The organism is Chloroflexota bacterium, assembly GCA_011322445.1.
Lineage (GTDB): Bacteria > Chloroflexota > Anaerolineae > Anaerolineales > DRMV01 > DRMV01.
This window is the reverse complement of the sequence record DRMV01000021.1, coordinates 22,376-48,752: the sequence shown is the minus strand read 5'-3', so window position 1 is coordinate 48,752 and position 26,377 is coordinate 22,376. Positions and strand designations below refer to the sequence as shown.

Genomic DNA, 26,377 nt, shown 5'->3' with positions numbered 1-26,377 from the left:
GATGTCGCTGTTTTGCCCCAGGAGGAGTAGCCGATGGCTTTCGACGATAATTCCACCATTCCGCCTTTTCCCGAAGACGAACTGCCCACCGACGACATGGGCTTCGACGAAGACGAGCCCAAGGCGTTTGATGGCGAAGAACCCTTTGGCGAGGAACCTGGCGGTCCTACCGACAACAAGACCTTCATCATCGCCGTCGCGGGGCTGATTGGCTTTCTCGTTCTGGCCATGGCGTTGATGGCAGCCTACGCCTTCTTCGTGCTGCCATCCAAGAAAAAGGCCCAGGCCACGCAGGCAGCCCAGATCAACGCCCAAAACACGGCCATCGCCCAGGGGCTGACGGCCACGGCAGCCGCGGCGTTGTGGACGGACACACCGACCCCGACGCCCATCAGCACGCCCACGCCGAAGCCCACCAACACCGTCGTCCCTGCCACCCCCACGCCGGTGGTTGCGCAGGCTTCACCCACGCCGGTGGCCGCCATCAACGCGACGGCCTTTGCCCTCACGGCAACTTCCATTGCGGTGACCAACGCGGCCGCCGCAGCAAACGTCCAGCCCACTTCGCTGGCACAAACCGGCTTCGCCGACCAGGTCGGCCTGCCGGGGCTGGTGGCCGTGGCTGCGCTGCTCATCATCGTGATTTTCCTCGCCCGTCGCTTACGCCAATCGGTCTGATCTCCTCCTGCTCTTCCAGGGACGATAGCCCACCTCGCCGCGCGGAAGTTTCCGCGCGGCCGTTGTTTCCCCAACCCTCACGAACACGCGAAACCGTTGCCCCACCATGCGGAATCATGATAAAATTGCCCCATCGTTGGGGCGTGGTGCAATCGGCAGCACAGCGGACTTTGGATCCGTTAATCCTGGTTCGAGTCCAGGCGCCCCAGCCTGGCAAGACGGGCTTCTCGCGTACGCTGTGAGCCCGTCTTTTCTGTTTCCGCCTTTGGGCGGCGCTATGTGAGGAGTGTGTGCCATGGCGAAAAAATCCTTTTTGGGAATGCTCCTCGTCGCTTTTCTGACCCTGTGGGGTTGCCTGGCACCGCCGCCCGTGCAACCACACCTGCTCCCCACGCCTTCCCCCTCGCCGCTTCACATTGCTCCGCTGCCGCAGCCCACACCGCTGCTCTTCCCCACCCCCACCAGCCCGCCGGTCACCGCTTCGCCAGCACCCACACCTTCCCCCGCGGCAGTCAGCCTGCGCCCCTGCGTTCCCCAAAACCCTGAGCGCAAAACGCTGAACATGAGCACCACCCAATTGCTCCACGGCGGTTTGCTGCAGGTGCTCAATGCGGGCATGCCCCTCCCCAACCTCGATCGCGCCCTGCAGCGCGCCGGCCTGGGGGGGTATCCGCAGGCTGTGCTTTCCGTGGATATGAATGGCGACCATTGGGAAGATGCCGTGGTGGCATTGCTGCTTTCCCCCCAGGCACGACCGCCTCAAGGCGCCCTTTACATTTACCTTTGCGACCAGGGCCATTACGCCCCGCCGGTGGTGTTTCAGGAACCCGCCGACCGCTACGCCTGGGGGATGCCCATCGTCCACTTTGCCCAGGATATGAACGCCGACGGCCGCATCGAACTGGTGGTTTCCGTCGCCCACTGTGACGCCAACGATGCCAACTGCGTGGAGAAATTCGCCATCCTGGGCTGGCGCGATGGCCGCCTGCGTGACCTGCTGGAAGACGCCGACCAACCCTTTGCCTCGCCGGTGCCTTTCCTCGCCGACCCTAACAAGGATGGCATTCTGGATTTCATCATCGAAACCGGCGACGGCCAGCGGCTGGTGTGGCATTACCAAAACGGCGTCTGGAAGCGGTAGGCAGGTTGCAGGATGCAGGTTGCAGGGCTGTTCCCGTCTCGCCCTTATCTTCCCTTTAGACCGAGTTGCCTATGTTTTCTTTTGACATCATTGCCACCGACGGCCACGCCCGCGCGGGCGTTTTCCACACCCCCCACGGCGACCTGCTGACGCCGGTTTTCGCCCCCGTGGGCACGCAGGCCACCGTGAAAGCCGTCACGCCCGACCACCTGGAAGCCCTCGGCGCTTCGCTGGTGCTGGCGAACACCTACCACCTTTACCTGCGCCCGGGCGACGACCTGGTGGCCGAAATGGGCGGTTTGCACGAATTCATGCAATGGCCGCACCCCATGCTGACCGACTCCGGCGGCTTCCAGGTGTTTTCCCTTGCCAAAATTCGGGAAATTGACGCCGAGGGCGTGACCTTCCGCAGTCACCTCGACGGCTCGGTGCACCGCTTCACGCCGGAAAAATCCATCGCCATTCAGGAAAACCTCGGCGCGGACATCATCATGGCCTTCGACGAATGCCCGCCACCCTACGACCGCGCCTACAACGAGGAAGCCCTTGCCCGCACCCACGCCTGGGCTGAGCGCAGCCTGAAAGCCCACAAACGCGCCGACCAGGCGCTTTTCGGCATTGTGCAGGGCGGCGTGTTCCCCGACCTGCGGGAGCAATCCGCCGAGTTCATCGCCTCCCTGGGCTTCCCCGGCCATGCCATTGGCGGGCTTTCGGTGGGCGAAACCAAGGAAGAAATGTACGCGATGATCGAGGTGGTCAACGCAGTGCTGCCGCCCGAAAAGCCGCGCTACCTGATGGGCGTGGGCACGCCGCAGGATTTGATCGAGGGTGTGCGCCGCGGGGTAGACATTTTCGATTGCGTGCTGCCCACCCGCCTCGCTCGCCATCATGCCGCGATGCTGCAAAACGGCGGGCGGCTGAACATGCGCCGTCAGGAATTCGCCCGCGACCCCCGCCCCATCGACGAAACCTGCACCTGCTACACCTGCCAGCACTTTAGCCGCGCCTACATCCGGCACCTCATCGTGGCCAAAGAGATGCTGGCCGCGACGCTGCTTTCCATCCACAACCTGCACACGCTGGTGCAACTGGCGCGCGACATGCGGGAAGCCATCATCGCCGGCCGCTTCGAGGCATGGGCAGAAGCGGTGCTCGGCCAGGCAGCCGGGCCGGACTAATTGAGGAGCGTGCCATGCCGCGTCGCTTGCGTTGGATTCTACTGGCAATCCTTCTCCTGGCAGGGGCGGGCATCCGCCTCTATCACCTTACCGACCCACCGCTGGATTTCCACCCAACCCGCCAGATGCACAGCGCGCTGATTGCGCGCCAGTTTTACCTCACGTGGCGGCCGGGCACCATCACCCCCGCCGAAACAGAACAACGCGCCTTGGGCAACCGCATGGCGCGTTACGAGCCGCCCCTGTTCGAGGCGCTGGTTGCCCAAACTTGCGTCTGGGCCGGGCAGCACTTCGGCTTCCACTTATGGGTGGTGCGGCTGTATGACCTGCTCTTTTGGCTGCTGGGGGCGTGGGGGCTTTATCTATTGGCGCGCCGCCTGACGAACCCCGACGCGGCGCTGGTCGCGGTGGCTTATTGGATGCTGCTGCCTTTCGCCATCCAGGCCAGCCGCTCGTTCCAGCCCGACCCCCTGATGACGGTATTGCTGGTGTGGACGGCCTATACCGCTACCCAAGAGGGGAAGGCTCGTTTCTGGGCGCTTCCGCTGGGGGCTTTGGCAGGCATGGTCAAGGCGTATGGCCTGATTTTCGCTCTGGGCATTTTCGCGGCGGTGGAAATCTGGCGCGCCCCGCGGCGGTTCTGGAAACGCTGGACGTTTTGGGCCGCCCTGGCGGGGATGACCGTGCCGGTCGTCGCCGTTTACTTAGCCATGCCTCGCGGGGAAGTCGGCGGCGATTTCCTGCGCACGTGGACGCTGCGGATGATACCGCTATGGTTTTCGCCCAAGTTGTACGGGGGGTGGTTGCAGCAATTGGGCGGGGCTTTCGGCGGCGGCTTTCTGTTGCTGGCGTTGCTCGGGGCCGTGACTTTGCGCGGGCGGGGACGCGCTTTGGCCCTGGGGTGGGGTGCGGCTTACCTGGCTTATGGTTTCCTGGTGCCGTTTCACATCGCCACACATTCCTACTACCAGTTGCCGCTGCTCCCCTGGGTGGCGCTGGGGCTGGCCGGGGCGGCGCAAACCCTGGTGCCGGCGCTTGCCTCGCGCCCCAAATGGGCTCAAGCGTTGTTTGGGGTGGGAGTGGTAGCCGCCGCGGTGTACCCCATCGGCATTACGGCATGGCAAATGCAGCAATGCACCTGCCGCCAGGAAGCCGCTACCTTTGCACAGTTGGGGAAAACGCTGCCCAAAGACGGCCCCATCGTGGCGCTTACCGAGGCTTATGGCTACCCCTTGATGTATTATGGCAACCTGACGGTCGATTTCTGGCCAACCAGCCGTTACCAACGGGTGTTCGACCTCTCACCCGACGCCTTCAAGCGCCTGTTCGCGACGCGCACGCGCGGCCACGCTTACTTCCTGGTGACCGATTTCGACGAATTTGCCCGGCAGAAAACCCTGCGGCACTACCTCTCAGCCCACTACCCCGTGGTGGCGGAGGGCGAAGGGTACATCTTGTACGACCTGCGCCACCCCAAAGGAAACTGAGTTTCGGGCGGCCTCGCTCACAAGGCGCAAGTGGCCGCTCCAAAGGGTTTTGAAGGAAACGCACCATGAAGCCTCACAAGATTTCTCGCTTCACATGGGGGCTGCTGGTGGCCCTGATGGCCTTGGGGGCGGCCATTCGCTTTATCGACCTCACCGAGCCGCCGGTAGATTTCCACCCCACCCGCCAGTTGCGCGACGCCATCATTGCCCGCGCACTCTACTACCGCTGGCAACCGCACCCCGACCCCGAAAAGGCGCGTCTGGCACAGGAAACCGCTGCACCGGGGCAAATTGAGAATTTTGAGCCGCCTTTGTTGGAAGGGCTGGTGGCCGCGACTTACCTCGTGGTCGGCGGCGAGCACGTCTGGATTGCGCGCATTTACAGCATCCTGTTTTGGCTGCTGGGGGTACTGGGCGTCTTCCTGCTGGCGCGCTTGCTGGCGGAGGAAGCCGGCGCGCTGGCCGCGGCGGCCTTCCCGCTGGTGTTGCCCCTGGCCGTTCAAGCCAGCCGCTCTTTTCAGCCCGACCCGCTGATGAGCACCCTCATTGTGTGGACAGCCTACGCCGCTTACCGGTGGGCAACCGGCCCGACCTGGCGGCGAGCATGGCTCACCGGTGTGCTGGGCGGGCTGGCAATTCTGGTCAAAGCATTTGCCGTGTTCGAGATCGCCGGCATCATGGCAGGGGCGGTGCTCGTTTTGGGCTGGAAGACAGCCCTGCGGCGGTGGCAAACGTGGGCCATCGGCGGCATGATGATAGCGCCGCTGGGGCTTTACCTGCTTTTGCGCGGCGAGCATGCCGCCGGTGGCTACATTTCCTACTGGATGGTGGACTTTTTCAAACTCTGGTTCACCCGTCACTTCTACACCCGCTGGGCCTTTCATTTTCTGGACTGGTTTACCCCGCTGGCTGTGCTGCTGGCCTTTGCCGGGCTGTATTTTGCCCGCCGAGAAGGTCGCCTGCTGCTTCTGGGCTGGATGGTGGGCTATGGGCTGTTAGGCTTTAGCGTGCCTTACCTCATCATCAGCCACAACTATTATAGCCTGCCGGCCACTTTCTGGGTCGCCGTCGCGCTGGCCCCCACGGTAGAGGCGGTGTGGGGTTGGGCGCGCGCGGCGGGGCGCTGGGCATGGATGAGCGTGGTGGCGTTAGGGCTGCTCTTCGTGGCCGTGGGGGTGCGCGCCGACCTGCACATGCTGAAGGCTTATTATTGGGGTGAGGAAGAACGCTGGGCCGCGGTGGCCGCTGCTGTGCCTACCGACGGCAAGGTCATTGGCCTGACGCCAACGTATGGCATGCGCATTCGTTACTTCGGCTGGCGGCCCATCGGCTACTGGCCGCCCCCCGGGGAATATGCCGTCGCCCGACTGCAAGACCGCCCGGCCAGCGTATGGCATGACTTCCAATGGCGCACTAAAGGCTACCGCTACTTCCTGGTGGCTGCCGGGGGCTTTCTGGATGCCGAGCCGCAGTTGAAATACATTCTCACCCACTATTACCCTTGCATTGCCAAAGGGCCGGGCTACCAGGTGTATGACCTCGCTCACCCCCTCAAGCCGTTGCCCAGGTTTCCGCCCCAGGAGGAGCAGCATGGCAGCGGATGAATTGCTGGTTTCGATTGTCACCCCCTCATTCAACCAGGCGCGTTACCTGGAAACCACCATCCGCTCGGTGCTGGGGCAAGATTACCCGCGGCTGGAATACCTCATCGTGGACGGCGGCTCGTCCGATGGCAGCGTGGAGATCATCCGCCGTTACGCCGACCGCCTCGCGTGGTGGGTTTCAGAGCCCGACCGGGGTCAGGCCGACGGCATCAACAAAGGCCTGCGTCGCGCCCAGGGCGAGGTTGTAGCCTGGCTCAATTCCGACGATGCCTACGCGCCCGGTGCCGTGCGCGCCGCGGTGGAAGTCTTCCAAAAGCACCCGGAAGCCGGGCTGGTCTTCGGCGATGCGCTTTCCATCGATGCCACCGGCCGGGCCTTCCACACCCTCAAGGCCGGGCCGTGGGGGCTGAAAGATTTGATGACCTTCCACATCCTCACCCAACCAGCGGTGTTCATGCGGCGCGAGGTGGCCGCGGCTGTGGGCTTCCTGGATGAGGACTTTCACTTCTTGCTCGACCATCGGCTCTGGCTGAAAATCGCGGCGCGCGCCGAAATGGTTTACGTGCCCGCCGTGTGGGCGTTTGCCCGCTACCATGCGGAAGCCAAGAACGCCGCCCACGCGGCCGAGTTTGGAGAAGAGGCCCTGCGGCTGGCAGGCTGGCTGGCAACCGACCCCGCTTTCGGCCGGGCTTACCGTCACCTGAAGCGCCCGGTGTGGGCAGCGGCGCACCGCTTTCGCGCTCGCTACCTGCTGGATGCCGCCCATTACCCGGCAGCCCTGGGCGGCTACCTGCGCGCGTTGGCCTGGCACCCCCCCACCGCGCTGCAGGAAGCCCACCGGATGGCTTTCGCCCTGCTGGGCACGGTGGGGCTGGGCAAGCCTTTGCGGAAGTGGTATTACCGCCAAGCGTGGGGCAAAACACCGGCCGAAGCCCAGGCCCTTGGCATCACCAACGCCGATGCGTTTTGGGCACCATGAAGCCCGCTTGCGCAAAAAAAACCTGTCAGGTTTTCGAAAACCTGACAGGTTTTTTGATCTGCCGAGAAGGGAGCGCATCACCCCACGCCGCGCTGTCGCGCCCAGGCTTCCACCGCCTCTTCCAGCGCGTCCAGGTAAGCATCCAGCGCCTCCTGGCGGCCGGCAGCCAGCCCAAGGGCTTCCACAAATTGCTGCCACGGCGAAAGGTGCGCTTCGCCGGCGTGCTGCACGGCCAGGGTCCACGTAAACAAGAGGGGATAAAGCGCATTCGCGGGTGTGCTACTGCCAAGGTAGGCTTCGACCGCGCGGCGGTAGTAAGGCAACCGGGGGGAAGCCAGTTCTATCGGGGCAGGGGAAGCGCCTGCGGCCGCGGTCAAGGCGGCTTCCCACGCGGGGAGGGCCGCTTTGAGGGCTTCTGCCGTGGCTTGAGGCGCGCCAAGCGCTTGAAAAAGCAAGCCCGTCAGGCGGGGGTAGCCCCAATGCTGCGCCGCGGGAGGGAAATCCAGCAACACGCGCCGCCGCGAAAAGGTGTAGCCCAACAGCGTCGCCGGGGCGTTGGCGGCCTGGAAGACCGCCTCAAGGTAGGCCTCGAGGGCTGCCGGGGTGAGATCGTCGTCGAGTGCAAACCACGCTTCGCGAGCAGCCTGGGTCAGCGCCCGCGCGCGGGCCGCGGCGCTTTCGGGAGAGCGAAAGCGGCTGCGCACGGCGGCTTGGGCAAAATCCAAAAAGTGCTGAGGGTCATACAAGGCTTCGGCGCGAAACAGCGTAGGCCCGAGGAAAGGCTCGGTGCGCAGGTGGCGCGCCGGTTCGTAGTGGCTGCGGTCGTGGCGGCGGATATCAAGGTGAGCCTCACCCGGCAGGGGCGCCACTTCGCGTTCGGTCGTGGGAGCGCCATTGTAGATGAGCACCAGGTCCACGTCGGCAGCGCCGCCGAGAAACGGTTGACCACGCAACAGCGAGCCGGTGAGGTAAACGGCCAGCAGGCGCAGATCGCGCTTCTGCTGGCTGACGAATTTTTCGGCGTAGCGGCGGAGTTTTTCGGGGGTCAGGCGCATAGGCAAGAAACGGCTTATTCCAGATAATCGCGCAACTGGCGGGTGCGGCTGGGATGCCGCAGGCGACGCAGGGCTTTGTTTTCGATCTGGCGAATGCGCTCGCGGGTGAGGCCAAACTTTCCGGCAATCTCTTCCAGCGTGAGCGGCGGGCTGCCATCCAGGCCATAGCGCAGGCGAATCACCTGGGCTTCGCGCGGGGGCAACGTGTCGAGCACAGCCCGAATGCGTTCCCGCAAGATTTCCTGATAGGCCAGTTGGGCCGGCGCCGGCGCGCGCCGGTCTTCCACAAAAGCGCCGAGTTCGGTTTCTTCGTTATCGGCGTCGGTGATGGGGGTTTCCAGGGAAAGCGGATACCACGAAATCCGCAGCATCCATTCCACTTTGTCGGGGGTGGTCTCGAGGGCCTGTGCCAGTTCCTCAGCCGTAGGAGGGCGGCCAAGGCGCTGTTCCAGTTTTTGGCGCTCCCGGTAAAGCACTCGAATGCGTTCCAGCATGTGCACCGGCAAGCGAATGGTGCGCCCCTGGTCAGCGATGGCGCGGCTGATAGTCTGGCGAATCCACCAGGTGGCGTAGGTGGAAAAACGAAAGCCGCGGCGGTAATCGAACTTCTCCACGGCTTTCATCAAACCCAGGTTGCCTTCTTGAATCAGGTCGGCGAAGGGCACGCCTCGTCCCACATAGCGCTTCGCAATGCTGACCACCAGGCGGGTGTTGGCGCGAATGAGGTGCTCGCGGGCCGCCATGCCGGCTTCCACCTCGGCTTGCAGGCGGGCACGCTCGCCGGGCGGCAGGTCGCGGCGGTTTTCCTCGAGTCTGGCTGCTGCCACTTTGCCGCGCGCCACCTGCTTTGCCAGGCGTACCTCTTCCTCCGCGGTGAGCAAGGGCACACGCGACATCTCTTTGAGATATTGCCCCACGGTGTCCACATCTTCATACAGCGCCGCAGGCGGCGCCGAGCCATCTTCAATGACTTCAACACCCTGCTTTTGAAGATAGCCCAACATTTGAGAGAACGCCTGACGGCTGGTGTCGGGGCAACAGGCTACGATGTCATCGGTGGTCAGATAACCCCGCACGGCTGCTTGCTCCAACAACATGTTGAGCGCAGCATGTGGCTCAGGCATGGCTGACATGCACTTGCCTCCTTGCCTTACTGCTCAAGAAGGGTTTTCAGAATTTCCAGGCGGGGGTCAATGCTTTCCGGGCGATGGCCGCAGTCTTCCACATTACGGTTCGCACCACACACCGGACAAAGCCCCTTGCAATCTTCCGAACACAAAGGTTTGATAGGGAAGGCCAACCACATATACTCGCGCACCAGCGGCGCGAGGTTAATTTGTCCACTTTCAGGGTAAAGCAAGCCCGATTCCCCCATGTTTTTGCGTGTGAAGGCGTATAATTCGGTAAAATCGGTCGTCAGGTGCAAGTCAAAAGGCTCCAGACAACGTACGCACTCCGCAGGTGTATCGGCTTCAAGATGCGCCTGCACAAGCAACCCCTGCGGCGTGCGGGTGACCAGCACATGCCCTGTGACCCGCTGCAACGGCAGGTCTTCAAGGTGCACTTCGGGGATGTCAAAGAGGAAATCCCGGCTGTAGCCCACCTGTTCATGGGCAACAAAGCCCACATTCAGCCGGAAGGGGTTGTCGTGAGCCACGGTGCTGCTCCTGCAGGAATTTTCGCAAAGCGATTTACAGTATAACACACCGCCCAAGGGAAGTCAACGACAATGAGACATAATTTTACCCTCCTCATCGCCACCACCAACCGCGGCAAGCAGCAGGAATATCGTCAGTTGCTCGCCGACCTGCCCCTGCGCCTGGTATTTCCGGACGACGTGGACGCGACGCTCACGGTTGAAGAAACCGGCCAGACTTACGCGGAAAACGCGGCGCTCAAGGCGCAGGCATGGGCCGAGGCGACAGGCCTGCTGACTCTTGCCGACGACTCTGGCCTGGAAGTCGAAGCCCTGGGCGGCGCGCCGGGGTTGTATTCCGCTCGTTACGCGCCGGGGCCTTCCCCCACCGATGCCGACCGCCGACGCTACCTGTTGCGCCAGTTAGAAGGCCACCCGCGGCCGTGGCGGGCGCGGTTCGTCTGTGTGATTGCCGTGGCAACCCCCACGGGCGACCTGCATTTTGCGGAAGGCACCTGCCCGGGGGAAATCATTCCAACCGAACGCGGCGCCCACGGCTTTGGCTACGACCCCATCTTCTGGTTGCCGGCGCTTCAGCGCACCATGGCCGAACTGCTGCCGGAAGAAAAAAACCGCCTCAGCCATCGAGGGCGGGCGGCAGTGGCCATTCATCCCGTGCTAAAAAACCTGAGTGCAGGTTAAGCGCGCCGGGCAGAGATTGCGCAGCAATCGTCCTCGAGACACGCTGTTCGTCGCGTTTCGTGCCTCGGCATCGCTTAGCACTGGCGCTTCGACATCGCTCAGCGCAGGCGCTTCGACATCGCTCAGCGCAGGTGCTTCGACGTCGCTCAGCGCAGGTGCTTTGGCGCGGCTCGGCACGAAACGCCGCAAGAAGCAACGCCCAAAACTGGGGCTAAAAATACCGGCAGCGGGGTAAAGGGCCTCAGACAGCCAACACTTGCTGAGCAAACCCTCGCAGGGCTTCGGCCACCATCTCGGGCTGCTCTAACATCACCATGTGGCCGGCATCGGGCACCGTCACCAGCCGCGCCTGGGGAATGGCCTGGGCAAGAAATTCACCGTAATAGTAGGGCGTCATTTTATCGGTCGTGCCGTGGATGACCACCGCGGGGGAGCGAATGTTGCCCAACTGTTTGCTGACATCAAAGCGGTTGCAAGCAGCAAAATCGTTGTGCACGACGGTGTAGCGCACTTCTTGCATCCGTTGCGTCGCCAGTTCCCGCAGTCGGGCCGGGGCCTGGGGGCTAAACGCCCACTTCATAATAGTTTCCACCGCAAGGGGGAAAGTTTCCGCGTGGGCGGTGCTTTCCAGCAGCCGTGCGTTGACCGGCAACCGGGCGCCCGTGGCAACCAACCCCAGGCCGCTCACTTTTTCCGGGTAAGTCAGGGCAAGGGTCAGCACAATCGCGCCGCCCATGCTATGCCCCACCCATAATGCCTGCGAGAACCCTACGGCCTCCGCCCAGTTCACCAACCGCCGGGCGTATGCCTCGATTTCCTGCTCCCCGACCCCTTCACTGCGCCCGTGGCCAGGCAAATCTACCGCCAGGGTGTGGAAACCTGGCAGGCGGCGCACCTGCGGCGGCCAGTGAAGGTGCGTTCCCCCTGCACCATGCACCAGCACAATGGGGTAAGGCGCGTCCCCAGCCTCGGCGCGCAAATCGGCTTCCGCGTAGTAAATGTGGTCAACTTGGGGCATGAGCCATCTCCTGCAAGCCTTTCAAAAAGGTGGCGCGAAACCGGCCCGCGGTCAGCTCAGTTCCCCCTGCCGCAGCCGCTCGGCAGCCTCGGCGGAAAGCGGAATCCACAACCGAATGGTGGTGCCCTTGCCGCGCGCGGTGTGAATTTCTACTTGGCCGTCGATCAACTCGGCGCGCTCGCGCATGTTGACCATGCCCAGGCTGCCGCGGTATTCGTAGTTGGTGCTGACCGAACCCAGGTCAAAACCCACCCCATCGTCTTCGATTTCCAACAGCGCAATATCAGGGCGGATGAGTTTCAACCGCACCCAAATGTGGGGGGCGTTGGCATGCTTGCGAGCATTGTTGACCGCCTCTTCGGCAATGGCAAAAACGGTCGTCTGCTGGCTGGAATCCAGTTTTTCCACCGCCTGGGGGTCCACCTCAACAATCACATTCTGGTTATAGAGCTGGTTCACCTTGTCGGCCATGGCCTGCAAAGCCGCGCCCAGCCCGTCGGTTTCCAGTACCAATGGCCGCAGGGTAAACAGCAGATGACGGATTTCTTTGGTCGTGTGGCGCGCCAGGTCTTCGATTTTTGCCAGTTCTTCGGCTGCCGCCTGGGGGTTCTTCTCTATCAAGCGGCGGACAAAGTCAGCCCGCATGGCAATGGCAGCAATGGTCTGCGTGGGGCCGTCGTGCAGGTCACGCGCCAGTTTTTTACGGGCTTCTTCCTCTACCTCGGCGAGACGCTGCTTTTCCCGCTCCAGATCATGGTAGAGACGCGCGTTCTGGATCGCCGTGGTGGCCTGTTTACCTAAGAAATCCAGCAGTTCGACGCGCTCGGGGGTGAAGAAATCGGGGGAAGGGTGGGCATAAAGCAGCACGCCATACACATCAAGGCCCGTGGTCAAGGGGAAGAGGCGCGCCGAGCGGGTCGCATGGAGGGCGATAATCTGGCGCAATTCGGCGTCGCGAGAAGGCTCGTGCACATTGAGGGGAGTGCGCTGCTCCACGGTGCGCGCCAAAGCGCCCCGGGTCGCTTCCAGGCCCAACCGCATATCGGCTGGCGTGAACCGGCGCGCCGAGCCCACCCGCAAAATGCCCCGGTCGTCGAACAGCAAAACGGCGCATACCAGCGGAATGGCAGCATTCCCTTTGGGGCTAAGCGCCCGCATGGCGACATCCAGCGCCACGTCCAGCACGCGCTGGTAATTCAGGGTCGCGGTCAGCGTTTGCGAAAGTTCATCCAACAGCGCCAGCCGCTCTTGATATTCGGCGCGGCACCGTTTCAACACCACTTGCTGAAGGCGCTTCGTCTTCTGCTGCTGGCGGCGGCCAAGCACCCAGGCTCGCGCGCTCCACCCCAACAAAAAAGCAAGCAATGCCACAACGGCGGCAACAATCCACAGCAAGTAAGGATGGAGAGCAGCAAACAGTGAAGACATGGCCTTATCATACCCGATTTTGAGCCAAGGCAGAAGGGTTTCTTAAAGCATTTCACCCCGGCATGGGGAACGACCGGGGTGAAAAGTGTGGGCGCGAAGGGACTTGAACCCCTGACCTCATCAATGTGAGTGATGCGCTCTAACCAACTGAGCTACGCGCCCAAGCGCCTTGATTATAGCAGAGGCAAAAAAGGTTGGCAAGGGTTTCGTTGGCGTGAACCGGTCTCCCAGCAACGAGCAGGCCAGAGGAAATCGCGTGAACCAGGCGCAATACCAGTGGTATGATTTAACCACCCTTGACTGCGAGGTGCTCATGCGCAAATTCACCTTAGGACTGGCCCAAATCAACACCCGCCTGGGCGCACCCGAAGCCAACCTGGAAAAACACCTGGCTCTCATTCAGGAAGCCAAAGGGGCAGGGGCCGATTTGCTCGTCTTCCCCGAACTCTCGCTCACCGGCTACGTGCTGCAAGACCTGGCCCCCGAAGTCGCCCACCGCCCCACCGCCGACGACCCGCTGTTCACACCACTGCTGGAAGCCAGCCACAGCCTGGATATTGTGGTCGGCTTTGTCGAGGAAGGCCCCCGCCACCGCTTCTACATCGCCGACGCTTACCTCGCCGCGGGGGAAGTCGTCCACGTCCACCGCAAGGTGTACCTGCCCACCTACGGCCTGTTCGACGAAGGCCGCTTCTTCGCCTGGGGCGACGAGGTGCGCGCCTTTGATACCCGCTTCGGCCGCATGGGCATGCTCATCTGCGAAGACTTCTGGCACGCGTCGCCCCCTTACCTGCTCTGGCTCGATGGCGCCGATATGCTGCTCTTCACCTCGGCTTCCCCCGGCCGCGGCCTCAGCGCCGCCCCGCAACTGGAATCGGCCCGCTGGGTAGAGCACATCAACCGCGCTTACGCCAGCCTGTTCACCGTGTTCGTCGCCCACGCCAACCGCGTCGGCTACGAAGACGGCCTGCACTTCTGGGGCGGCAGCACCCTCTTCGACCCGGCAGGCGAATTATTGGCCCAAGCCCCCTACGACGAAGAAGCCCTCATTTTCCATGAAGTGGATTTGCGGGAACTGCACCGCGTGCGCGCCCGCCTGCCGCTGCTGCGCGACGAGCGCACCGCGCTGGTGCAACGGGAACTCAACCGCATCCTCGCCCAACCCAACCGCTTGCGTTAGTCATTGGAGGGGAACATGGTGGCAAGACGGCTCTTCGCTGCAGTAGTCGATCTCTTCTGGGCAATGACGGCAGCCGCCTTTGGCATCGCGTGGCCTTCGGCGCTGCTCGCTCGGCTTTCTCTGAAAAGCGGTCTCGTCGCAGAATTGTGGGGACTGGCCGCCATTGCCCTTTTCTTTTTGCTGACCGCGGTGTTGCTGGGCGTGCCCACGGCGCTCTGGCAAACCACCCCGGGCAAATGGCTGTTCGGGCTGGAAGTCATCGGCCCGCGAGCGCGTCGCCTGACGGTGCGGAGCGCCATTCTGCGGGAACTCGCAAAACTCTTTACCCTCTTCGTCGTGATGTTCGGGTGGCTGATCATGCTCTTCTACCTGGTACGGCAGCACACCACCCTCCACGATCAACTGGTCGGCTCCCAGGTTGTCCGCCGCCGTAAACTCACTGCCACCCAAAAACGCTTCCGGGAAGCCGTCAAACGCTACCGCTAACGAGGTGCTTTCATGCCCCCCATTGACCTCGCCATCAACACCGATTTAGCCCGCCGCATCCTCACCGGCTTCATCCGCAGCGAAATCGGCCGCATTGGCCTGAAACGCGCCGTGGTGGGGCTTTCCGGCGGCGTGGATTCGGCGCTTTCCTGCTTCCTGGCCGCCGAAGCCCTTGGCCCCGAAAACGTTCTCGCGGTGCGGATGCCTTACCGCACCTCATCCCGCGAATCGCTGGAACACGCCCAAATGGTCATCGACGCCACGGGCGTGCGCTCGCTCACGGTCGACATCACCGAGATGGTGGAGCCTTATTTCGCCCGCTTCCCCGAAATGGATAAGCGCCGCCGCGGCAATATGATGGCCCGCGCCCGCATGATGGTGCTCTACGACCAGTCGGCGGCCTTTGGGGGCCTGGTCGTGGGCACCAGCAACAAAACCGAAATCCTGCTGGGCTATTCCACCCTTTACGGCGATTCGGCCTATGCCATCAACCCCATCGGCGACCTTTACAAAACGCAGGTGTGGCAACTTTCCGAAGCCGTCGGTGTGCCGGAAGTCATCATCAAAAAAGCCCCTACGGCCGACCTGTGGGCAGGCCAAACCGACGAGCAGGAACTCGGCTTTTCGTATCGGGAAGCCGACCGGCTGCTCTACCTGCTGGTGGACCGGCGCTACACCCCCCAGGAATGCATCGAAGAGGGCTTCGATGAAGCCTTTGTGCAAGCCGTCGTCCGGCGGATGCGCCGCAACCACTTCAAGCGCCTGATGCCCCCGATTGCCAAACTTTCCAACCGCACCATCGGTTACGACTTCCTCTACCTGCGCGACTGGGGCACATAACGCCCTGCAAGAACCCCACGAAAACCCCGGAGGTGTTCCCATGCCCGAAATCCGCATTGGCAACCGCCTGATTGGCGACGGCCATCCCACCTATTTCATTGCCGACATCGCCGCCAACCACGATGGCTCCTTAGAACGCGCTAAACTGCTCATCCGCCTCGCCAAGGAAGCCGGCGCGGACGCGGCCAAATTCCAGCACTTCCTCGCCCCCAAAATCGTCTCCGATTACGGCTTCCGCGCCTTCGGGAAGCAGCTCTCCCACCAGGCTTCCTGGAAGAAGTCGGTTTATCAGGTCTACGAAGAGGCTTCCCTGCCCCGCGACTGGACGCCCTACCTCAAAGAGGAATGCGACAAGGTCGGCATTGACTTCTTCTCCTCGCCCTACGATTTCGACTCGGTGGACCACATCGAACCCTACGTGCCGGTTTACAAAGCGGGTTCGGGGCTGATGTCGTGGCCGGAACTGCTGGTTTACATGGCGAAGAAGGGCAAGCCCATCATGATGGCTACCGGCGCTTCGGATATCAGCGACGTGGCCCGGGCAATGCGCATGGTGCAGGAAGTCAACGACCAGATCGTGCTGATGCAGTGCAATACCAACTACACTGCCAGCGAAGAAAACTTCGACCACATTCACCTCAACGTGCTGAAAACCTACCGCCAGATGTGGCCCAATGCCGTGCTGGGCATTTCCGACCACACCCGCGGGCTGGCGGTGATTTTGGGTGCGGTGGCGTTGGGCGCTCGCGTGGTGGAACGCCACTTCACCGACGACAACGACCGCGAAGGCCCCGACCACAAGTTTGCCACCAACCCCGACGAATGGGCGCTGATGGTGGAAGAAACCCGCAAACTGGAACGCGCCCTCGGCTCCGGCGACAAATTCGTGGCGGGCAACGAAAAGGAAACCTACCTCGTCCAGCGCCGCTGCGCGCGCGCCGCCCGCGACATCAAAGCCGGGGAAACCATCACCCGCGACATGCTGGATGTGCTCCGCCCGAACGTCATCGGCGCAATTCAGTCGTGGGAAATGGACGCGGTGGTGGGCACCAAAGCCCTGCGCGACATTCCGAAGGGAGATGCGGTGCGGTGGGTGGATGTGGGGATGCCCTGAGGCTGTGTGCCCCGATGCCCTGTGTCCTGATGCCTGGTGCCTTGATGCCCGGTGGAGAGGTGAGCGATGGCGCTGGTGAAGCGGTTTGAAGATTTGCGGGCATGGCAAAGCGCCCGCAAGTTGGTCAGCAGCGTATACGCCGCCACACGACAGGAACCCTTTGCCCGCGACTTTGGCCTGCGCGACCAGATCCAACGGGCTGCCGTTTCGGCTATGAGCAATATTGCCGAAGGATTTGACAGCGGCACGGACGGCGATTTTTCCCGCTTTTTGGCCTATGCCCGCGCTTCTGCCGCGGAGGTACAATCGTTGCTTTATGTGGCGCTGGACGCGGGGTATCTCTCCCGAGAAAATTTCGAATTGCTCTACCGCCTTGCGGAAGAGACCAAAGCCTTAAGCGGCGGGCTGCTGGCTTCCGTCCGCCGCCGCTCGGCAAAAAGCCACCGCCGTTAGGCCCACCGGGCATCCGGGCATCCCCCCACCGGGCATCCGGGCACTTTTTTATTGGGCATCCGGGCACCCTCTCACTGAGCATCCCTTCACGGGGCATCAAGGCATCCCCCCACCGGGCATCCCTTCACAGGGCATCCGAGCATCCCCTCAGGCCATCCCTAACCCTCCCATGCGCCTCTTCTACTTCTCCCTCGACTACACCCCCCACGACCACCGCTTTCTGACCGCCCTCGCCGAAAGCGGGCACGAGGTGGCTTACCTGCGCTTGCAACGCGGCAGGCGGCAGACCGAAGACCGTCCCCTCCCGCCCCCGGTGCGGCAAATCCGCTGGCAGGGCGGGCAAAAGCCCTTTCGCTGGCGCGATTTCCTGGCGCTGTTTGCCGATTTCCGGCGGGTGGTGCGCCAGGTCAAACCTGACCTCATCCACGCCGGGCCAATTCAGACCGTGGCTGCCTTCCCCGCGCTGCTGGGCTTTCACCCCCTCGTGAGCATGTCGTGGGGTTCCGACCTGCTGCGCGACGCCGACCGTAGCGGCTTTTACCGCCGCCTGACCCGCTTCGTGCTCCGCCGCAGCGACGCCTTAGTGGCCGATTGCGAAACCGTCGCCCGCCGCGCCGCCGATTTCGGCTTCCCCCGCGAGCGCGTCACGGTCTTCCCCTGGGGCGTGGATTTACAACATTTTTCGCCCGGCCCCGACGACGGCCTGCGCGCCCGCTTAGGCTGGGAAGACGCCTTCGTGGTGCTCCACAACCGCTCGTGGGAGCCGGTTTACGGCGTGGATGTGATGGCGCGGGCTTTCGTGCAGGCCGCGCGGCAGGAACCCCGCCTGCGGCTGATGCTCCTCGGCGGCGGGTCTCTGGCACCGCTGCTGCACCGCATTTTTCAGGAAGCCCGCCTGCTCGACCGCGTGCACTTCTTTGGGCAGGTTTCCCAGCGCGACCTGCCGCGCTATTACCGCGCTGCCGACCTCTACCTCAGCGCATCCCACAGCGACGGCTCATCGGTTTCCCTGATGGAAGCCCTCGCCAGCGGCCTGCCGGTGCTGGTTTCCGACATTCCTTCCAACCGCGAATGGGTTATCCACGGGCAGGAAGGCTGGCTGTTCTCCGATGGCAGCGTCAACGCCCTCGCCGAAGCCCTGCTGGAAGCCGCCCACACCCCGCCCGCCGCGTTGCAAGCCCACGGAAGGGCAGCCCGAGCCCGCGCCGAAGCCCGCGCCGACTGGCCGCAGAACTTCCAGCGCCTGCTGGCCCTTTACCGCCGCCTCGCCCCGACTATCTGACTCCCCGACTATCCGACTATCTGACTCCCCGACTCCTTCCATGCAACGATTCATTTTCTCCGACAAACGCTTGCCGATGTTCCTCATCTTTGCCGCCGCCGTCCTTGCCGCCGCGGTATACGCTTACGCCCTGGCTCCCTGGGGGCCGTGGGCCTATACCGACTCCGCGGCCTACGTCGACGCCGCCCGGCACATTCTTGCCGGGCAAGGCGTGCTTTCCCTCCAAAGCGACGGCAGTGTCATCTTGCTCACGCACTATCCACCGGGCTATCCAACCCTGATCGCGGAGGCGATGCGCCTCACCCACAACGACTGGATTGCCGCCGGGCGCCTGCTGGATGTGCTTTCCCTGGCGCTGTTCTTGTTCATCGTCGGCTGGTGGCTTTACGAAGCCAGCGACCGCCTGCTCCTGGCACTGTTGGGCATGGTGATGTTGGCAACCAGCCTGCCGGTGGCGCGAGCGTTTACCAGCCTGATGTCGGAACCGCCGTTTCTGGTCATGCTGGCAGCATGGCTTTATAGCATGTGGCGCAGCGTGCAGCGAGATAGCAGTCCCTGGTGGTGGGCCGCGGTCATGATCGCCGCCCTCAGCGTGAGCGTGCGCTATGCCGGCCTGCACGCGGGCATTGTGCTGGTGCTCGTGCCGCTGCTCTTTTGGCCTTCACGGCCCTGGCGCGCACGGCTGCGGCGGGCGATTATCAGCGGGGCAATCTTTCTACTGCCTTTCGGCGCGTGGATGGTCTACGGCCGCGTGGCAGGGCAGTCGCCGGGAGGATGGACAGCCCCCCACCAATGGCTGCCCGCTTTCGGCCAGTTCCTGCACCTTACCGGCAACACCTTTCTGGCTGCAATTTTCCCCTACTGGCTCCATCCGCCGCTGGCGGCTATTGTCGCCTTCTGGGTTGCCGTAATCGCCGTGGCCGCGGGCTGGGGTGTGGCAGTCGCGCGCTGGCGCAAAGCGTCGGCTTCCCCTCTAGCCACGCTGAGTTTGCTGGCCGCGCTGGATGCCTTCGCGTGGTTTCCCTTTCTGGCTTTCATGTTCGTCTTCATCGCGCCGCCCCCTGCGCTGGATTTCCGCATGTACACCCCCGCATTCACCATGTGGCTGGTGAGCGGCCTGGCCGCGCTGGCGGCGTGGTTGCAGGCAAAGTGGCCTGAGCGGGCACGGCTGCAACAAATTGCTGCGGCTGTTGCCATCCTTGTGCTGCTGGGCTGGATGAAATCTCCCGCCTCTGCGGCTCATCAGGCCCTCCTCACCATGCGCTATTTTGGGGAAGGCTATACCGCAAGGCCGTGGCAGGAAAGCATGACCGCAGGCGTGTTGCACGATGTGGCCGCCCTGCCAGCAGACACCCCGCTGTACTCCAACAACTGGCCGGGGGTGCTTATCTGGCTGGCACGACCAGCCTTTGCGCTGAACGAACTGCCCTACTATATGTTATGGGAGGAGGCTTCCACGAAAAACCCGCGTCTGATACAATGGCGGGCGCACGGCGGCGCTGTGGTGCTGCTGTGGCAACCGGGCGCCGACCGCAGCCGCTTATGGTGGAAGGCGCTCTTGAAACACAATGGTGGCACCCCTTGCGCTACCGATGCTATCGGGGCGTTGTATTGCCGCCCTACGGTGAAACCATGAAGCCTTTGCTGACCCTTTTTTCCGCTCCCAAGCCCTTCGATCGCGAGCACATCGCCCTGATTCAACGCAACGCCATCCGTTCATGGCTGGCGCTGGGCGAAAAGGTCGAAGTGCTTCTCCTTGGCGCAGAAAATGGCCTGGCCGAAGTAGCCGCCGAAATGGGCGTGCGCCATTTGCCCGAAGTGGCTCGCAACGAGCAAGGCACGCCGTTGGTTTCATCCATTTTCGCCCTCGCGCGGGACGCCGCTTCAGCACCTTACCTGTGCTACGTCAATGCCGACATCATCCTGCTACCCGATTTTCTGGAAGCGGTAGAAGCCATCCTCGCACAGACGCCGGATGACTTCCTGATGGTAGGCCGCCGCTGGGATGTAGACATCACCACACCCCTTGAAACCACCGAAGGGTGGGCCCAACGGCTGCGCACTTTTGCACGAGCAAACGGCAGGCTGCACTCATCTTTCGGCATCGATTACTTTGTCTTCCCCAAAGCGGCCTACGCCGATATGCCGCCCTTTGCCGTGGGCCGCGCGGGCTGGGATAACTGGATGATTTACCACGCCCGCAAACAAGGGTGGAAAGTCATCGACGCGACACAGGCCACCACCGTCATCCATCAACGACACGATTACGCCCATCTCCCCGGCGGCCAGCCTCATTACCGGTTGGAAGAATCGCAGGAAAACATCCGGCTTGCTGGTGGGCGCAGCCACATGTTTAGCATTTTAGAAGCCAATTACACCCTGAGCGACGGTAAAGTGCGGCGCTTGCACCGGCCCCACATCGCCCTCTTGCGCAGCATTGAGTTAGGCCTGCAACGCCGAGGCTACCCCACTTCGCGAGGCGGCCTTGCTCTCCTCAGGCTAAGTCGCCGGCTCCAGACCCATTTTCGCGCTACATAAGGACAAACCACCATGGAAACGCCGAAGCACCTCCTTGCCGAAAAAATCGCTCGCCGAAAAGCCAAAGTTGGCGTGATTGGGTTAGGTTACGTCGGTTTACCTTTTGCCCTGGAAACCGTCAAGGCAGGCTTTGCTACCCAAGGAATTGACCTCAACCCCCAACGAGTCAAAGCCGTGCTGGAAGGCGAAAGTTATATCGAAGACATCCCCGCCGCAGACCTGCGCTCGGCGCTTTCCACAGGTTTGTTGGATGCAACCGACAATTATGAACGCATCGGCGAACTGGACGTTATCGTCATCGCTGTGCCCACCCCCTTAGACACCCGCCTTACGCCCGACCTCACCTACATTCGCCGCGCCACCGAGGGCATAGCCGCCCACTTGCGGCTAGGCCAACTCATTAGCCTGGAATCCACCACCTACCCTGGTACGACCGACGAAGTCATGCTGCCTATTCTGGAACAAAGTGGGCTTGTCGTTGAGCGAGACTTTTTCCTTGCTCACTCGCCGGAACGCGTGGACCCTGGCAACCCAAAGTGGCATACCCACAATACGCCGAAAGTGGTGGGGGGTGTCGGCCCCCACTCCACCGAGGTGGCCACGGCTTTTTACAGCCAGGTCGTCGAAACCGTGGTACCCGTCCAATCGGCGCGGGTGGCCGAAATGACGAAAATTTTTGAAAACACTTTTCGCGCCGTCAACATAGGGTTAGTCAACGAATTTCTCCTCCTGGCCGATCGCATGGGCATCAACTTTTGGGAAGTGTTAGACGCGGCCTTTACAAAGCCTTTCGGCATCATGCCCTTTTACCCCGGCCCCGGGGTTGGAGGACATTGCGTGCCCATTGACCCCCACTACTTGGAATGGAAAGCCCGCGAATACAACTTCCCCACGCGTTTCATCCGCACCGCGGGCGAGATCAACCGCCAAATGCCGCCCTTTGTTCACGCTAAAATCTGGCGGCGCTTGAACGCCGTCGGAAAAGCCCCTTCCCGCTCTCGCATCCTCATCCTCGGCGTGGCATACAAACCCAACGTGGGCGACCTGCGAGAATCCCCTGCCTTAGAGATCATCCGCCTTTTGCAAGAAAGCGGCGTTGACGTCGTTTACCATGATCCCTTTGTGCCCCACCTCGTGGCAAACGGGCAAACGGTGGAAAACGTGCCTTTGACGGCCGAGACTTTACAAGCCGTGGATCTCGCGGTCATCATTACTCCCCACAAGGGCATAGACTACCGCTTCGTAGCACAACACGCCCCACAAGTCCTGGATACGCGCAACGTCACCGCCCCCTTCCGCGCCGAGTTCGACAACATCTTCCTCTTGTAAGCCCCGGAGAAATTCAGTGGCACGCATCGGCATCAACCCTGCTCGCGGCAAAACATCCTCCTACCGCCCTGCCCGCGTTACCGCCATCGTTATTACCTACATTCCTTCGTTAGATGGTTACTTCCGCCAGCGGCTGGATATCCTCAAAGCCACACTCACCAGCCTACAACGCACCAGCGAGCCTTTCGACCTCCTCGTTTTCGATAACGCCAGTTGCCAACCCGTGCAAGATTACCTGCTGGAAATGCACCGCAATGGCAGCATTGACTATTTGTTGCTCTCGCGCCGCAATCTCGGCAAAATTGGGGCTTTCCAAGTGGCTTTTCCCGCGGCTCCTGGCGAATTCATCGCTTACAGCGACGACGACATTCTCTTTTACGACGGCTGGCTGGAAGCCCAACTCCGCTTGCTGGACACTTTCCCCAAAGCAGGGATGGTAAGCGGCGTTCCCGTACGTGACGCCAGCACGTATGCCTCTCACGCTCTGGAAACCATAGCCGCCCACCCTCCGCCCGGGCTTAAAGTGCGCCGAGAACGCCGCATTCCCGACGAATGGGAAGCCGATTGGGCGCGAAGCACCGGACGCGACCCTCAAGAACACCTCACAGCCACAGCCGACCACCTTGACTGGGTTTTCCGCATGGGCGACACAGAGGCCATTGGAGGAGCAAGTCATTTCCAGTTCCTCGCCCCCAAAGCGCTCATGTTAGAGGTGCTGCCTAAAACCTGGAGCGGGCAGTTAATGGGGCAAATGCGCGAACTGGATACCGCTATCGATCGCCTGGGCTACCTGCGCCTCGCTACGGTAGAACGCTATGTCCGCCATATCGGCAACGTCATTTCCCCCGACATCGCTGAAGACATCCGCGCCCTTGGCATAGCGCCTGCGAAACGCTTCCAGGCCTCATCGCGCCACTGGCTGCTTCGTGTGCCGGGCATGGGGCGACTGTTATGGGCGCTTTACAACCGCCTCTTCTACATTCTGCACCCACTGGAATAGTTGTGATGCGTTTCCTCATCGCTGGTTTAGGCTCCATTGGTCGCCGCCATTTGCGCAACCTGCTCGCTTTAGGCCAACAGGACATCGTGCTCTACCGCACGCACCGCAGCACGCTGCCCGACGATGAATTGGCCGGCTTCCCTACGGAAACCGACCTGCAGCATGCCCTCGCACATTACCGCCCCGATGCGGTCATCGTCGCCAACCCCACGGCTCAGCACATGGAAGTCGCGGTGCCCGCGGCGCAGGCAGGCTGCCATCTGCTGCTGGAAAAACCCATTGCCCCTTCGCTGGAAGGCACCGAGGCACTGCAACGCGCCGTGCGGGAACACGGCGTGCGCGTGCTGGTGGGCTTCCAGTTTCGCTTTCACCCAACGCTCCGACAGGTGCGAAAATGGTTGCAGCAAGAAGCCATTGGGCGCCCCTTATTCGTCCGCGCCCACTGGGGTGAATATCTGCCCGACTGGCACCCGTGGGAAGACTACCGCCAGAGTTATGCCGCCCGCGCCGACCTGGGCGGGGGCGTGGTGCGGACCCTTTGCCACCCCCTGGATTACCTCCGCTATCTTTTGGGCGAAACCGAGGTCACCTGGGCAGCCACAGGCCACCTGAGCAACCTGAAACTTCAAGGCGTGGAAGATACCGCCGAAATCGCCCTGCGCTTCGCAAACGGAGCCTGGGGGAGCGTACATTTGAACTACCACCAGCGCCCCCCTTCCCATTGGCTGGAAGTGTTAGGCACCGAAGGCACCATCCGCTGGGCTTACGCCACAGGGGAGGCACAATTGTGGCAAAGCGCCACACAAGCCTGGGAAGTGGCTTCCCTGCCCCCAGGTTGGGAACGCAATACCATGTTTTTGGATGAAATGAAGCATTTTTTAGATATAATAAGGGGCCAGAGCCTTCCAGAAGTTACCCTGGAAGACGGCCTGGCAACATTGAACCTCATTTTGAGAATAGATGGTGAAAACAATGCTTATCCGTTCAGAAAAAGTTGAACAAACTCGCGCCCTCATCAAGCAACGATTTGAAGATTTCCCCACGCCCAACAAGAGTTATGTGGTTTTAATGGCCCCCCGCAGCGGGAGCACTTTGCTATGCAAATCGTTAGGCGATGTCGAGTTCGGCAATCCCATCGAAGCCTTTCACAAAGAGCGCGCCCTTCGCGACCAGTATGGATGGGATATCAACTTTGACGATCCTTACGAGTATTTAGTCCAAGTCTTGGAGTACCAAACCCGCAACGGTATCTTGGGCATGAAATTGAATTGGGGGCAATTCCAGCGATTCTTGAAAATTGCTCGCAACTTCCTGGATGGTATCGGCGCACCTTCTCTGGAGCCGCACGAAACCTTAGAAGTGTTCTTCCCCAATTTGCTCTACATTCACATCAAGCGCCGGGACAAACTTGCCCAAGCCATTTCATACTCCAAAGCCTTACAAACCGGCGAATGGCTACGCCCCAAAAGCGGCGAAATTCGCATTGCCCATCCTCCCCAGTATGACCGCCGGCTGATCGAGTATAGCCTATGGAAACTTTTAGCCATTGACAATGCATGGCTCTCGTTTTTGCGGCGCTACCAGATTCCCCACTTAGAAGTATGGTACGAAGACCTTTCTAAAAAGTTCTCCGAAACCCTGGCATCGGTGTATCGCTATCTTGGGGTCACAGCGGAGCCGCCGCCTCCCTCGCTCGCCAAGCAAGCAGACCGCACCTCGCTCGCGTGGAGGGAACGCTTTTTGCAGGAAACGCCGTGGCTGCAGGAAGCGCCCATGAAAGACTACCTTGAAAATGGTGAGTTGATGGAAGCCTTTATCGAGATTTCCATCCATTGGGCCTTCATCATCCCCGATCGCTATTGGGAATCCAGCACACTTTATCGCTACCATGTCCTTCGGCAACAATGGAGGCAGCTGCGGGCACGGCTGCTCTCCCCGTGGCGTCGCAGGAGAGCCCGCCATGAGCCCTAAGGAGAAACCTTCCGAAACGCGGGCAAAATCTCTCCGCGTCGGGATTCCCAAGCATCGGTGGAGCTACTATTCTTACCAATACAACATTATCGGGCGGGTTCCTGAGGTTGAGTACCTTCCCGTGGAAGACAAATTCGGTAGGGCAGTTCCCTGGCTCCGGCGCCTCAATTGGTGGGGACACCGATTAACCCACCGCCAATGGGCGCTACATTTCGATCTCAATAACCAATTCCAGGAACGCGATCCCAACGTCGTTGACCTGGTGCACCTCTTCAATGGTGTCAGTTACGGGAAAATTCCGTGGGTTACTACGTTTGAAACCTTGGTGCCACGGTTCCGCTCCGTCTTGACCAACTTAGGCACCGAGACGCCGAACTTTTCCTTGCCCCAACGCCGCCGTTTTGAGAAAGCCGCCCAAGCCCTGGCCGCCCCTGCCTGCCGAGGGGTGGTAGCACTTTCCCCTTACGCTCAACGCGTGCAGCGCCAGGTCTTACGGTGGATGCCGAGCGAAGTAGCAGGGCAAATTGAGCGCAAAATGGAGGTTCTGCAGCCTCCTCAACCTCTGACGGTCGAGCGTTACGAAGACAAGCCCCTGCCTGAAAACTTATTGCGCTTCATGTTTGTGGGGCACGACTTCTTCCGCAAAGGGGGCGTTGAAATGCTGGAAAGTTTCATCGCTCTTCGCGAAGCAAGCCCTCAACCTTTTGAACTCATCATTGTCAGTGCCTTGCGAATTGACGACTTTGCCACCCACGCCGGGCTTCAAGAATTACACCACGCCCAAAAACTGTTAGCAGCACACCAAGACTGGATCAAGCATTTTCCCCAATTGCCCCATGACGAGGTGATTGCGTGGATGAAACGCTCACACGTGGGGCTGCTACCAACCTACGCCGATTCATACGGCTACTCGGTACTGGAATTTATGGCTGCAGGCTGCCCCGTTGTCACCACGAATGTGCAAGCCCTGGCCGATATTAATGCCCCCGACCGCGGGTGGAGCATTCCAGTGCCTCGCGATGCCCTGGGCGTCGGCACGTACCACACCGCTGAAGGGCGGGAAGCAATGAGCCAGGCAATCCGCAATGGGTTGGCAAGCGTCTTGGAAAAAATTCTAACCACCCCTGACGAAATTGCCCGTAAAGGGCAGGCAGCGCTGGCGTACATCCAAACAGAACATTCTCCCACAGGCCACACTAACGCCCTGCGGCGTTTGTATGGCCTGTGAACCTGATAAAGAGCTCACAAAACCCGCCCGCAAACAGTACGGGCGGGTGG

At 61.6% G+C, this 26,377-nt stretch carries 25 protein-coding genes and 2 tRNA genes; 21 read left to right on the top strand and 6 right to left on the bottom strand.

What is annotated here, in order from left to right; translation table 11 throughout:
- Positions 1-33 precede the first annotated feature (33 nt).
- The 7 genes from ENJ54_04065 to ENJ54_04035 all read left to right on the top strand — a co-directional run bounded on the left by ENJ54_04065 (position 34) and on the right by ENJ54_04035 (position 7,067).
- Positions 34-678, top strand: a complete 645-nt coding sequence (locus ENJ54_04065) for a hypothetical protein (GenBank protein HFC09020.1) — start codon at positions 34-36, stop codon at positions 676-678.
- Positions 679-815: 137 nt separating this feature from the next.
- Positions 816-890 (top strand) — tRNA-Gln (locus tag ENJ54_04060).
- A gap of 83 nt (positions 891-973) precedes the next feature.
- The gene (locus ENJ54_04055) at positions 974-1,819 is read left to right on the top strand and encodes a hypothetical protein (protein ID HFC09019.1); all 846 of its coding nucleotides are present in this window, start codon (positions 974-976) and stop codon (positions 1,817-1,819) included.
- 71 nt (positions 1,820-1,890) lie between these two features.
- The gene (locus ENJ54_04050; protein ID HFC09018.1) at positions 1,891-2,997 is read left to right on the top strand and encodes a tRNA guanosine(34) transglycosylase Tgt; all 1,107 of its coding nucleotides are present in this window, start codon (positions 1,891-1,893) and stop codon (positions 2,995-2,997) included.
- Entirely contained in the window at positions 2,955-4,484 is a 1,530-nt protein-coding gene (locus ENJ54_04045) for a glycosyltransferase family 39 protein (protein HFC09017.1), read from the top strand. Before ENJ54_04050 ends, ENJ54_04045 begins: the two co-directional genes overlap by 43 nt.
- Before the next feature lie 65 nt (positions 4,485-4,549).
- Positions 4,550-6,088: a hypothetical protein gene (locus tag ENJ54_04040; protein ID HFC09016.1), complete on the top strand. Its 1,539-nt coding sequence runs from the start codon at positions 4,550-4,552 to the stop codon at positions 6,086-6,088.
- Positions 6,018-7,067 carry a glycosyltransferase gene (locus tag ENJ54_04035; GenBank protein HFC09015.1) on the top strand — a complete coding sequence of 350 codons (1,050 nt, stop codon included), beginning with the start codon at positions 6,018-6,020 and terminating at the stop codon, positions 7,065-7,067. The genes ENJ54_04040 and ENJ54_04035 overlap by 71 nt, the downstream gene beginning before the upstream one ends.
- 77 nt (positions 7,068-7,144) lie before the next feature.
- Here ENJ54_04035 and ENJ54_04030 read toward each other — a convergent pair whose 3' ends face one another.
- Genes ENJ54_04030 through ENJ54_04020 form a run of 3 tightly spaced genes read right to left on the bottom strand, consistent with a single transcriptional unit; the run spans position 7,145 to position 9,836 of the window.
- Complete coding sequence (locus tag ENJ54_04030) at positions 7,145-8,128, bottom strand: hypothetical protein (protein HFC09014.1); 984 nt, start codon at positions 8,126-8,128, stop codon at positions 7,145-7,147.
- Positions 8,129-8,136: 8 nt separating this feature from the next.
- Complete coding sequence (locus tag ENJ54_04025; GenBank protein HFC09013.1) at positions 8,137-9,255, bottom strand: sigma-70 family RNA polymerase sigma factor; 1,119 nt, start codon at positions 9,253-9,255, stop codon at positions 8,137-8,139.
- Between the two features lie 17 nt (positions 9,256-9,272).
- Entirely contained in the window at positions 9,273-9,836 is a 564-nt protein-coding gene (locus ENJ54_04020; GenBank protein HFC09012.1) for a DUF177 domain-containing protein, read from the bottom strand.
- A 15-nt stretch (positions 9,837-9,851) separates the two neighbouring features.
- On the opposite strand from ENJ54_04020, the gene rdgB reads away from it, so the two are divergent.
- Positions 9,852-10,460, top strand: coding sequence for an RdgB/HAM1 family non-canonical purine NTP pyrophosphatase (gene rdgB / locus ENJ54_04015; GenBank protein HFC09011.1), 609 nt, complete (start codon positions 9,852-9,854; stop codon positions 10,458-10,460).
- 241 nt (positions 10,461-10,701) lie between these two features.
- Here the strand turns inward: rdgB and ENJ54_04010 are convergent, their stop codons facing one another.
- The 3 genes from ENJ54_04010 to ENJ54_04000 form a co-directional block, all read right to left on the bottom strand.
- On the bottom strand, positions 10,702-11,478 hold the full coding sequence (locus ENJ54_04010; GenBank protein HFC09010.1) for an alpha/beta hydrolase: 777 nt from the start codon (positions 11,476-11,478) through the stop codon (positions 10,702-10,704).
- Positions 11,479-11,529: 51 nt separating this feature from the next.
- A complete protein-coding gene (locus ENJ54_04005; protein HFC09009.1) occupies positions 11,530-12,906 on the bottom strand; it encodes a GAF domain-containing protein in 1,377 nt (458 codons plus the stop codon).
- Positions 12,907-12,994: 88 nt separating this feature from the next.
- Positions 12,995-13,068 (bottom strand) — tRNA-Val (locus ENJ54_04000).
- A 151-nt stretch (positions 13,069-13,219) separates the two neighbouring features.
- On the opposite strand from ENJ54_04000, the gene ENJ54_03995 reads away from it, so the two are divergent.
- The 13 genes from ENJ54_03995 to ENJ54_03935 all read left to right on the top strand — a co-directional run bounded on the left by ENJ54_03995 (position 13,220) and on the right by ENJ54_03935 (position 26,327).
- Positions 13,220-14,086: a carbon-nitrogen hydrolase gene (locus ENJ54_03995; protein HFC09008.1), complete on the top strand. Its 867-nt coding sequence runs from the start codon at positions 13,220-13,222 to the stop codon at positions 14,084-14,086.
- A 15-nt stretch (positions 14,087-14,101) separates the two neighbouring features.
- Positions 14,102-14,572 (top strand): RDD family protein, encoded by a 471-nt coding sequence (locus ENJ54_03990; GenBank protein ID HFC09007.1) that lies wholly within the window; start codon positions 14,102-14,104, stop codon positions 14,570-14,572.
- 12 nt (positions 14,573-14,584) lie between these two features.
- Positions 14,585-15,412 (top strand): NAD+ synthase, encoded by an 828-nt coding sequence (locus ENJ54_03985; GenBank protein HFC09006.1) that lies wholly within the window; start codon positions 14,585-14,587, stop codon positions 15,410-15,412.
- A 40-nt stretch (positions 15,413-15,452) separates the two neighbouring features.
- Positions 15,453-16,526, top strand: a complete 1,074-nt coding sequence (locus ENJ54_03980) for an N-acetylneuraminate synthase (GenBank protein HFC09005.1) — start codon at positions 15,453-15,455, stop codon at positions 16,524-16,526.
- Between the two features lie 66 nt (positions 16,527-16,592).
- Positions 16,593-16,979, top strand: coding sequence for a four helix bundle protein (locus ENJ54_03975; protein HFC09004.1), 387 nt, complete (start codon positions 16,593-16,595; stop codon positions 16,977-16,979).
- Between the two features lie 169 nt (positions 16,980-17,148).
- The gene (locus tag ENJ54_03970) at positions 17,149-18,261 is read left to right on the top strand and encodes a glycosyltransferase (GenBank protein HFC09003.1); all 1,113 of its coding nucleotides are present in this window, start codon (positions 17,149-17,151) and stop codon (positions 18,259-18,261) included.
- A 40-nt stretch (positions 18,262-18,301) separates the two neighbouring features.
- Complete coding sequence (locus tag ENJ54_03965) at positions 18,302-19,897, top strand: hypothetical protein (protein HFC09002.1); 1,596 nt, start codon at positions 18,302-18,304, stop codon at positions 19,895-19,897.
- Complete coding sequence (locus ENJ54_03960) at positions 19,894-20,799, top strand: glycosyltransferase family 2 protein (GenBank protein ID HFC09001.1); 906 nt, start codon at positions 19,894-19,896, stop codon at positions 20,797-20,799. The genes ENJ54_03965 and ENJ54_03960 overlap by 4 nt, the downstream gene beginning before the upstream one ends.
- Positions 20,800-20,811: 12 nt before the next feature.
- Positions 20,812-22,128, top strand: coding sequence for a nucleotide sugar dehydrogenase (locus tag ENJ54_03955; protein ID HFC09000.1), 1,317 nt, complete (start codon positions 20,812-20,814; stop codon positions 22,126-22,128).
- The gene (locus tag ENJ54_03950) at positions 22,070-23,128 is read left to right on the top strand and encodes a glycosyltransferase family 2 protein (protein ID HFC08999.1); all 1,059 of its coding nucleotides are present in this window, start codon (positions 22,070-22,072) and stop codon (positions 23,126-23,128) included. Before ENJ54_03955 ends, ENJ54_03950 begins: the two co-directional genes overlap by 59 nt.
- Positions 23,080-24,126 (top strand): Gfo/Idh/MocA family oxidoreductase, encoded by a 1,047-nt coding sequence (locus tag ENJ54_03945; protein HFC08998.1) that lies wholly within the window; start codon positions 23,080-23,082, stop codon positions 24,124-24,126. The genes ENJ54_03950 and ENJ54_03945 overlap by 49 nt, the downstream gene beginning before the upstream one ends.
- Positions 24,089-25,099, top strand: coding sequence for a hypothetical protein (locus tag ENJ54_03940; GenBank protein ID HFC08997.1), 1,011 nt, complete (start codon positions 24,089-24,091; stop codon positions 25,097-25,099). The genes ENJ54_03945 and ENJ54_03940 overlap by 38 nt, the downstream gene beginning before the upstream one ends.
- Entirely contained in the window at positions 25,017-26,327 is a 1,311-nt protein-coding gene (locus ENJ54_03935) for a glycosyltransferase (GenBank protein ID HFC08996.1), read from the top strand. The genes ENJ54_03940 and ENJ54_03935 overlap by 83 nt, the downstream gene beginning before the upstream one ends.
- The last annotated feature ends 50 nt before the right edge of the window (positions 26,328-26,377 follow it).

Bases quoted from the DNA above. Each gene is read 5' to 3' on its own strand.
- ENJ54_03990 (HFC09007.1), top strand. From the start codon at position 14,102: ATGGTGGCAAGACGGCTCTTCGCTGCAGTAGTCGATCTCTTCTGGGCA.
- ENJ54_04010 (HFC09010.1), bottom strand. From the start codon at position 11,478: ATGCCCCAAGTTGACCACATTTACTACGCGGAAGCCGATTTGCGCGCC.
- ENJ54_03970 (HFC09003.1), top strand. From the start codon at position 17,149: ATGCGCCTCTTCTACTTCTCCCTCGACTACACCCCCCACGACCACCGC.
- ENJ54_03995 (HFC09008.1), top strand. From the start codon at position 13,220: ATGCGCAAATTCACCTTAGGACTGGCCCAAATCAACACCCGCCTGGGC.
- ENJ54_03940 (HFC08997.1), top strand. From the start codon at position 24,089: ATGGTGAAAACAATGCTTATCCGTTCAGAAAAAGTTGAACAAACTCGC.
- ENJ54_03935 (HFC08996.1), top strand. From the start codon at position 25,017: ATGTCCTTCGGCAACAATGGAGGCAGCTGCGGGCACGGCTGCTCTCCC.
- ENJ54_04005 (HFC09009.1), bottom strand. From the start codon at position 12,906: ATGTCTTCACTGTTTGCTGCTCTCCATCCTTACTTGCTGTGGATTGTT.
- ENJ54_03965 (HFC09002.1), top strand. From the start codon at position 18,302: ATGCAACGATTCATTTTCTCCGACAAACGCTTGCCGATGTTCCTCATC.
- ENJ54_04050 (HFC09018.1), top strand. From the start codon at position 1,891: ATGTTTTCTTTTGACATCATTGCCACCGACGGCCACGCCCGCGCGGGC.
- ENJ54_03975 (HFC09004.1), top strand. From the start codon at position 16,593: ATGGCGCTGGTGAAGCGGTTTGAAGATTTGCGGGCATGGCAAAGCGCC.
- ENJ54_03955 (HFC09000.1), top strand. From the start codon at position 20,812: ATGGAAACGCCGAAGCACCTCCTTGCCGAAAAAATCGCTCGCCGAAAA.
- ENJ54_04040 (HFC09016.1), top strand. From the start codon at position 4,550: ATGAAGCCTCACAAGATTTCTCGCTTCACATGGGGGCTGCTGGTGGCC.
- ENJ54_03960 (HFC09001.1), top strand. From the start codon at position 19,894: ATGAAGCCTTTGCTGACCCTTTTTTCCGCTCCCAAGCCCTTCGATCGC.
- ENJ54_03985 (HFC09006.1), top strand. From the start codon at position 14,585: ATGCCCCCCATTGACCTCGCCATCAACACCGATTTAGCCCGCCGCATC.
- ENJ54_04035 (HFC09015.1), top strand. From the start codon at position 6,018: ATGACCTCGCTCACCCCCTCAAGCCGTTGCCCAGGTTTCCGCCCCAGG.
- ENJ54_04055 (HFC09019.1), top strand. From the start codon at position 974: ATGGCGAAAAAATCCTTTTTGGGAATGCTCCTCGTCGCTTTTCTGACC.
- ENJ54_04065 (HFC09020.1), top strand. From the start codon at position 34: ATGGCTTTCGACGATAATTCCACCATTCCGCCTTTTCCCGAAGACGAA.
- ENJ54_04045 (HFC09017.1), top strand. From the start codon at position 2,955: ATGGGCAGAAGCGGTGCTCGGCCAGGCAGCCGGGCCGGACTAATTGAG.
- ENJ54_03945 (HFC08998.1), top strand. From the start codon at position 23,080: ATGGGCGCTTTACAACCGCCTCTTCTACATTCTGCACCCACTGGAATA.
- ENJ54_04025 (HFC09013.1), bottom strand. From the start codon at position 9,255: ATGTCAGCCATGCCTGAGCCACATGCTGCGCTCAACATGTTGTTGGAG.
- ENJ54_03980 (HFC09005.1), top strand. From the start codon at position 15,453: ATGCCCGAAATCCGCATTGGCAACCGCCTGATTGGCGACGGCCATCCC.
- rdgB (HFC09011.1), top strand. From the start codon at position 9,852: ATGAGACATAATTTTACCCTCCTCATCGCCACCACCAACCGCGGCAAG.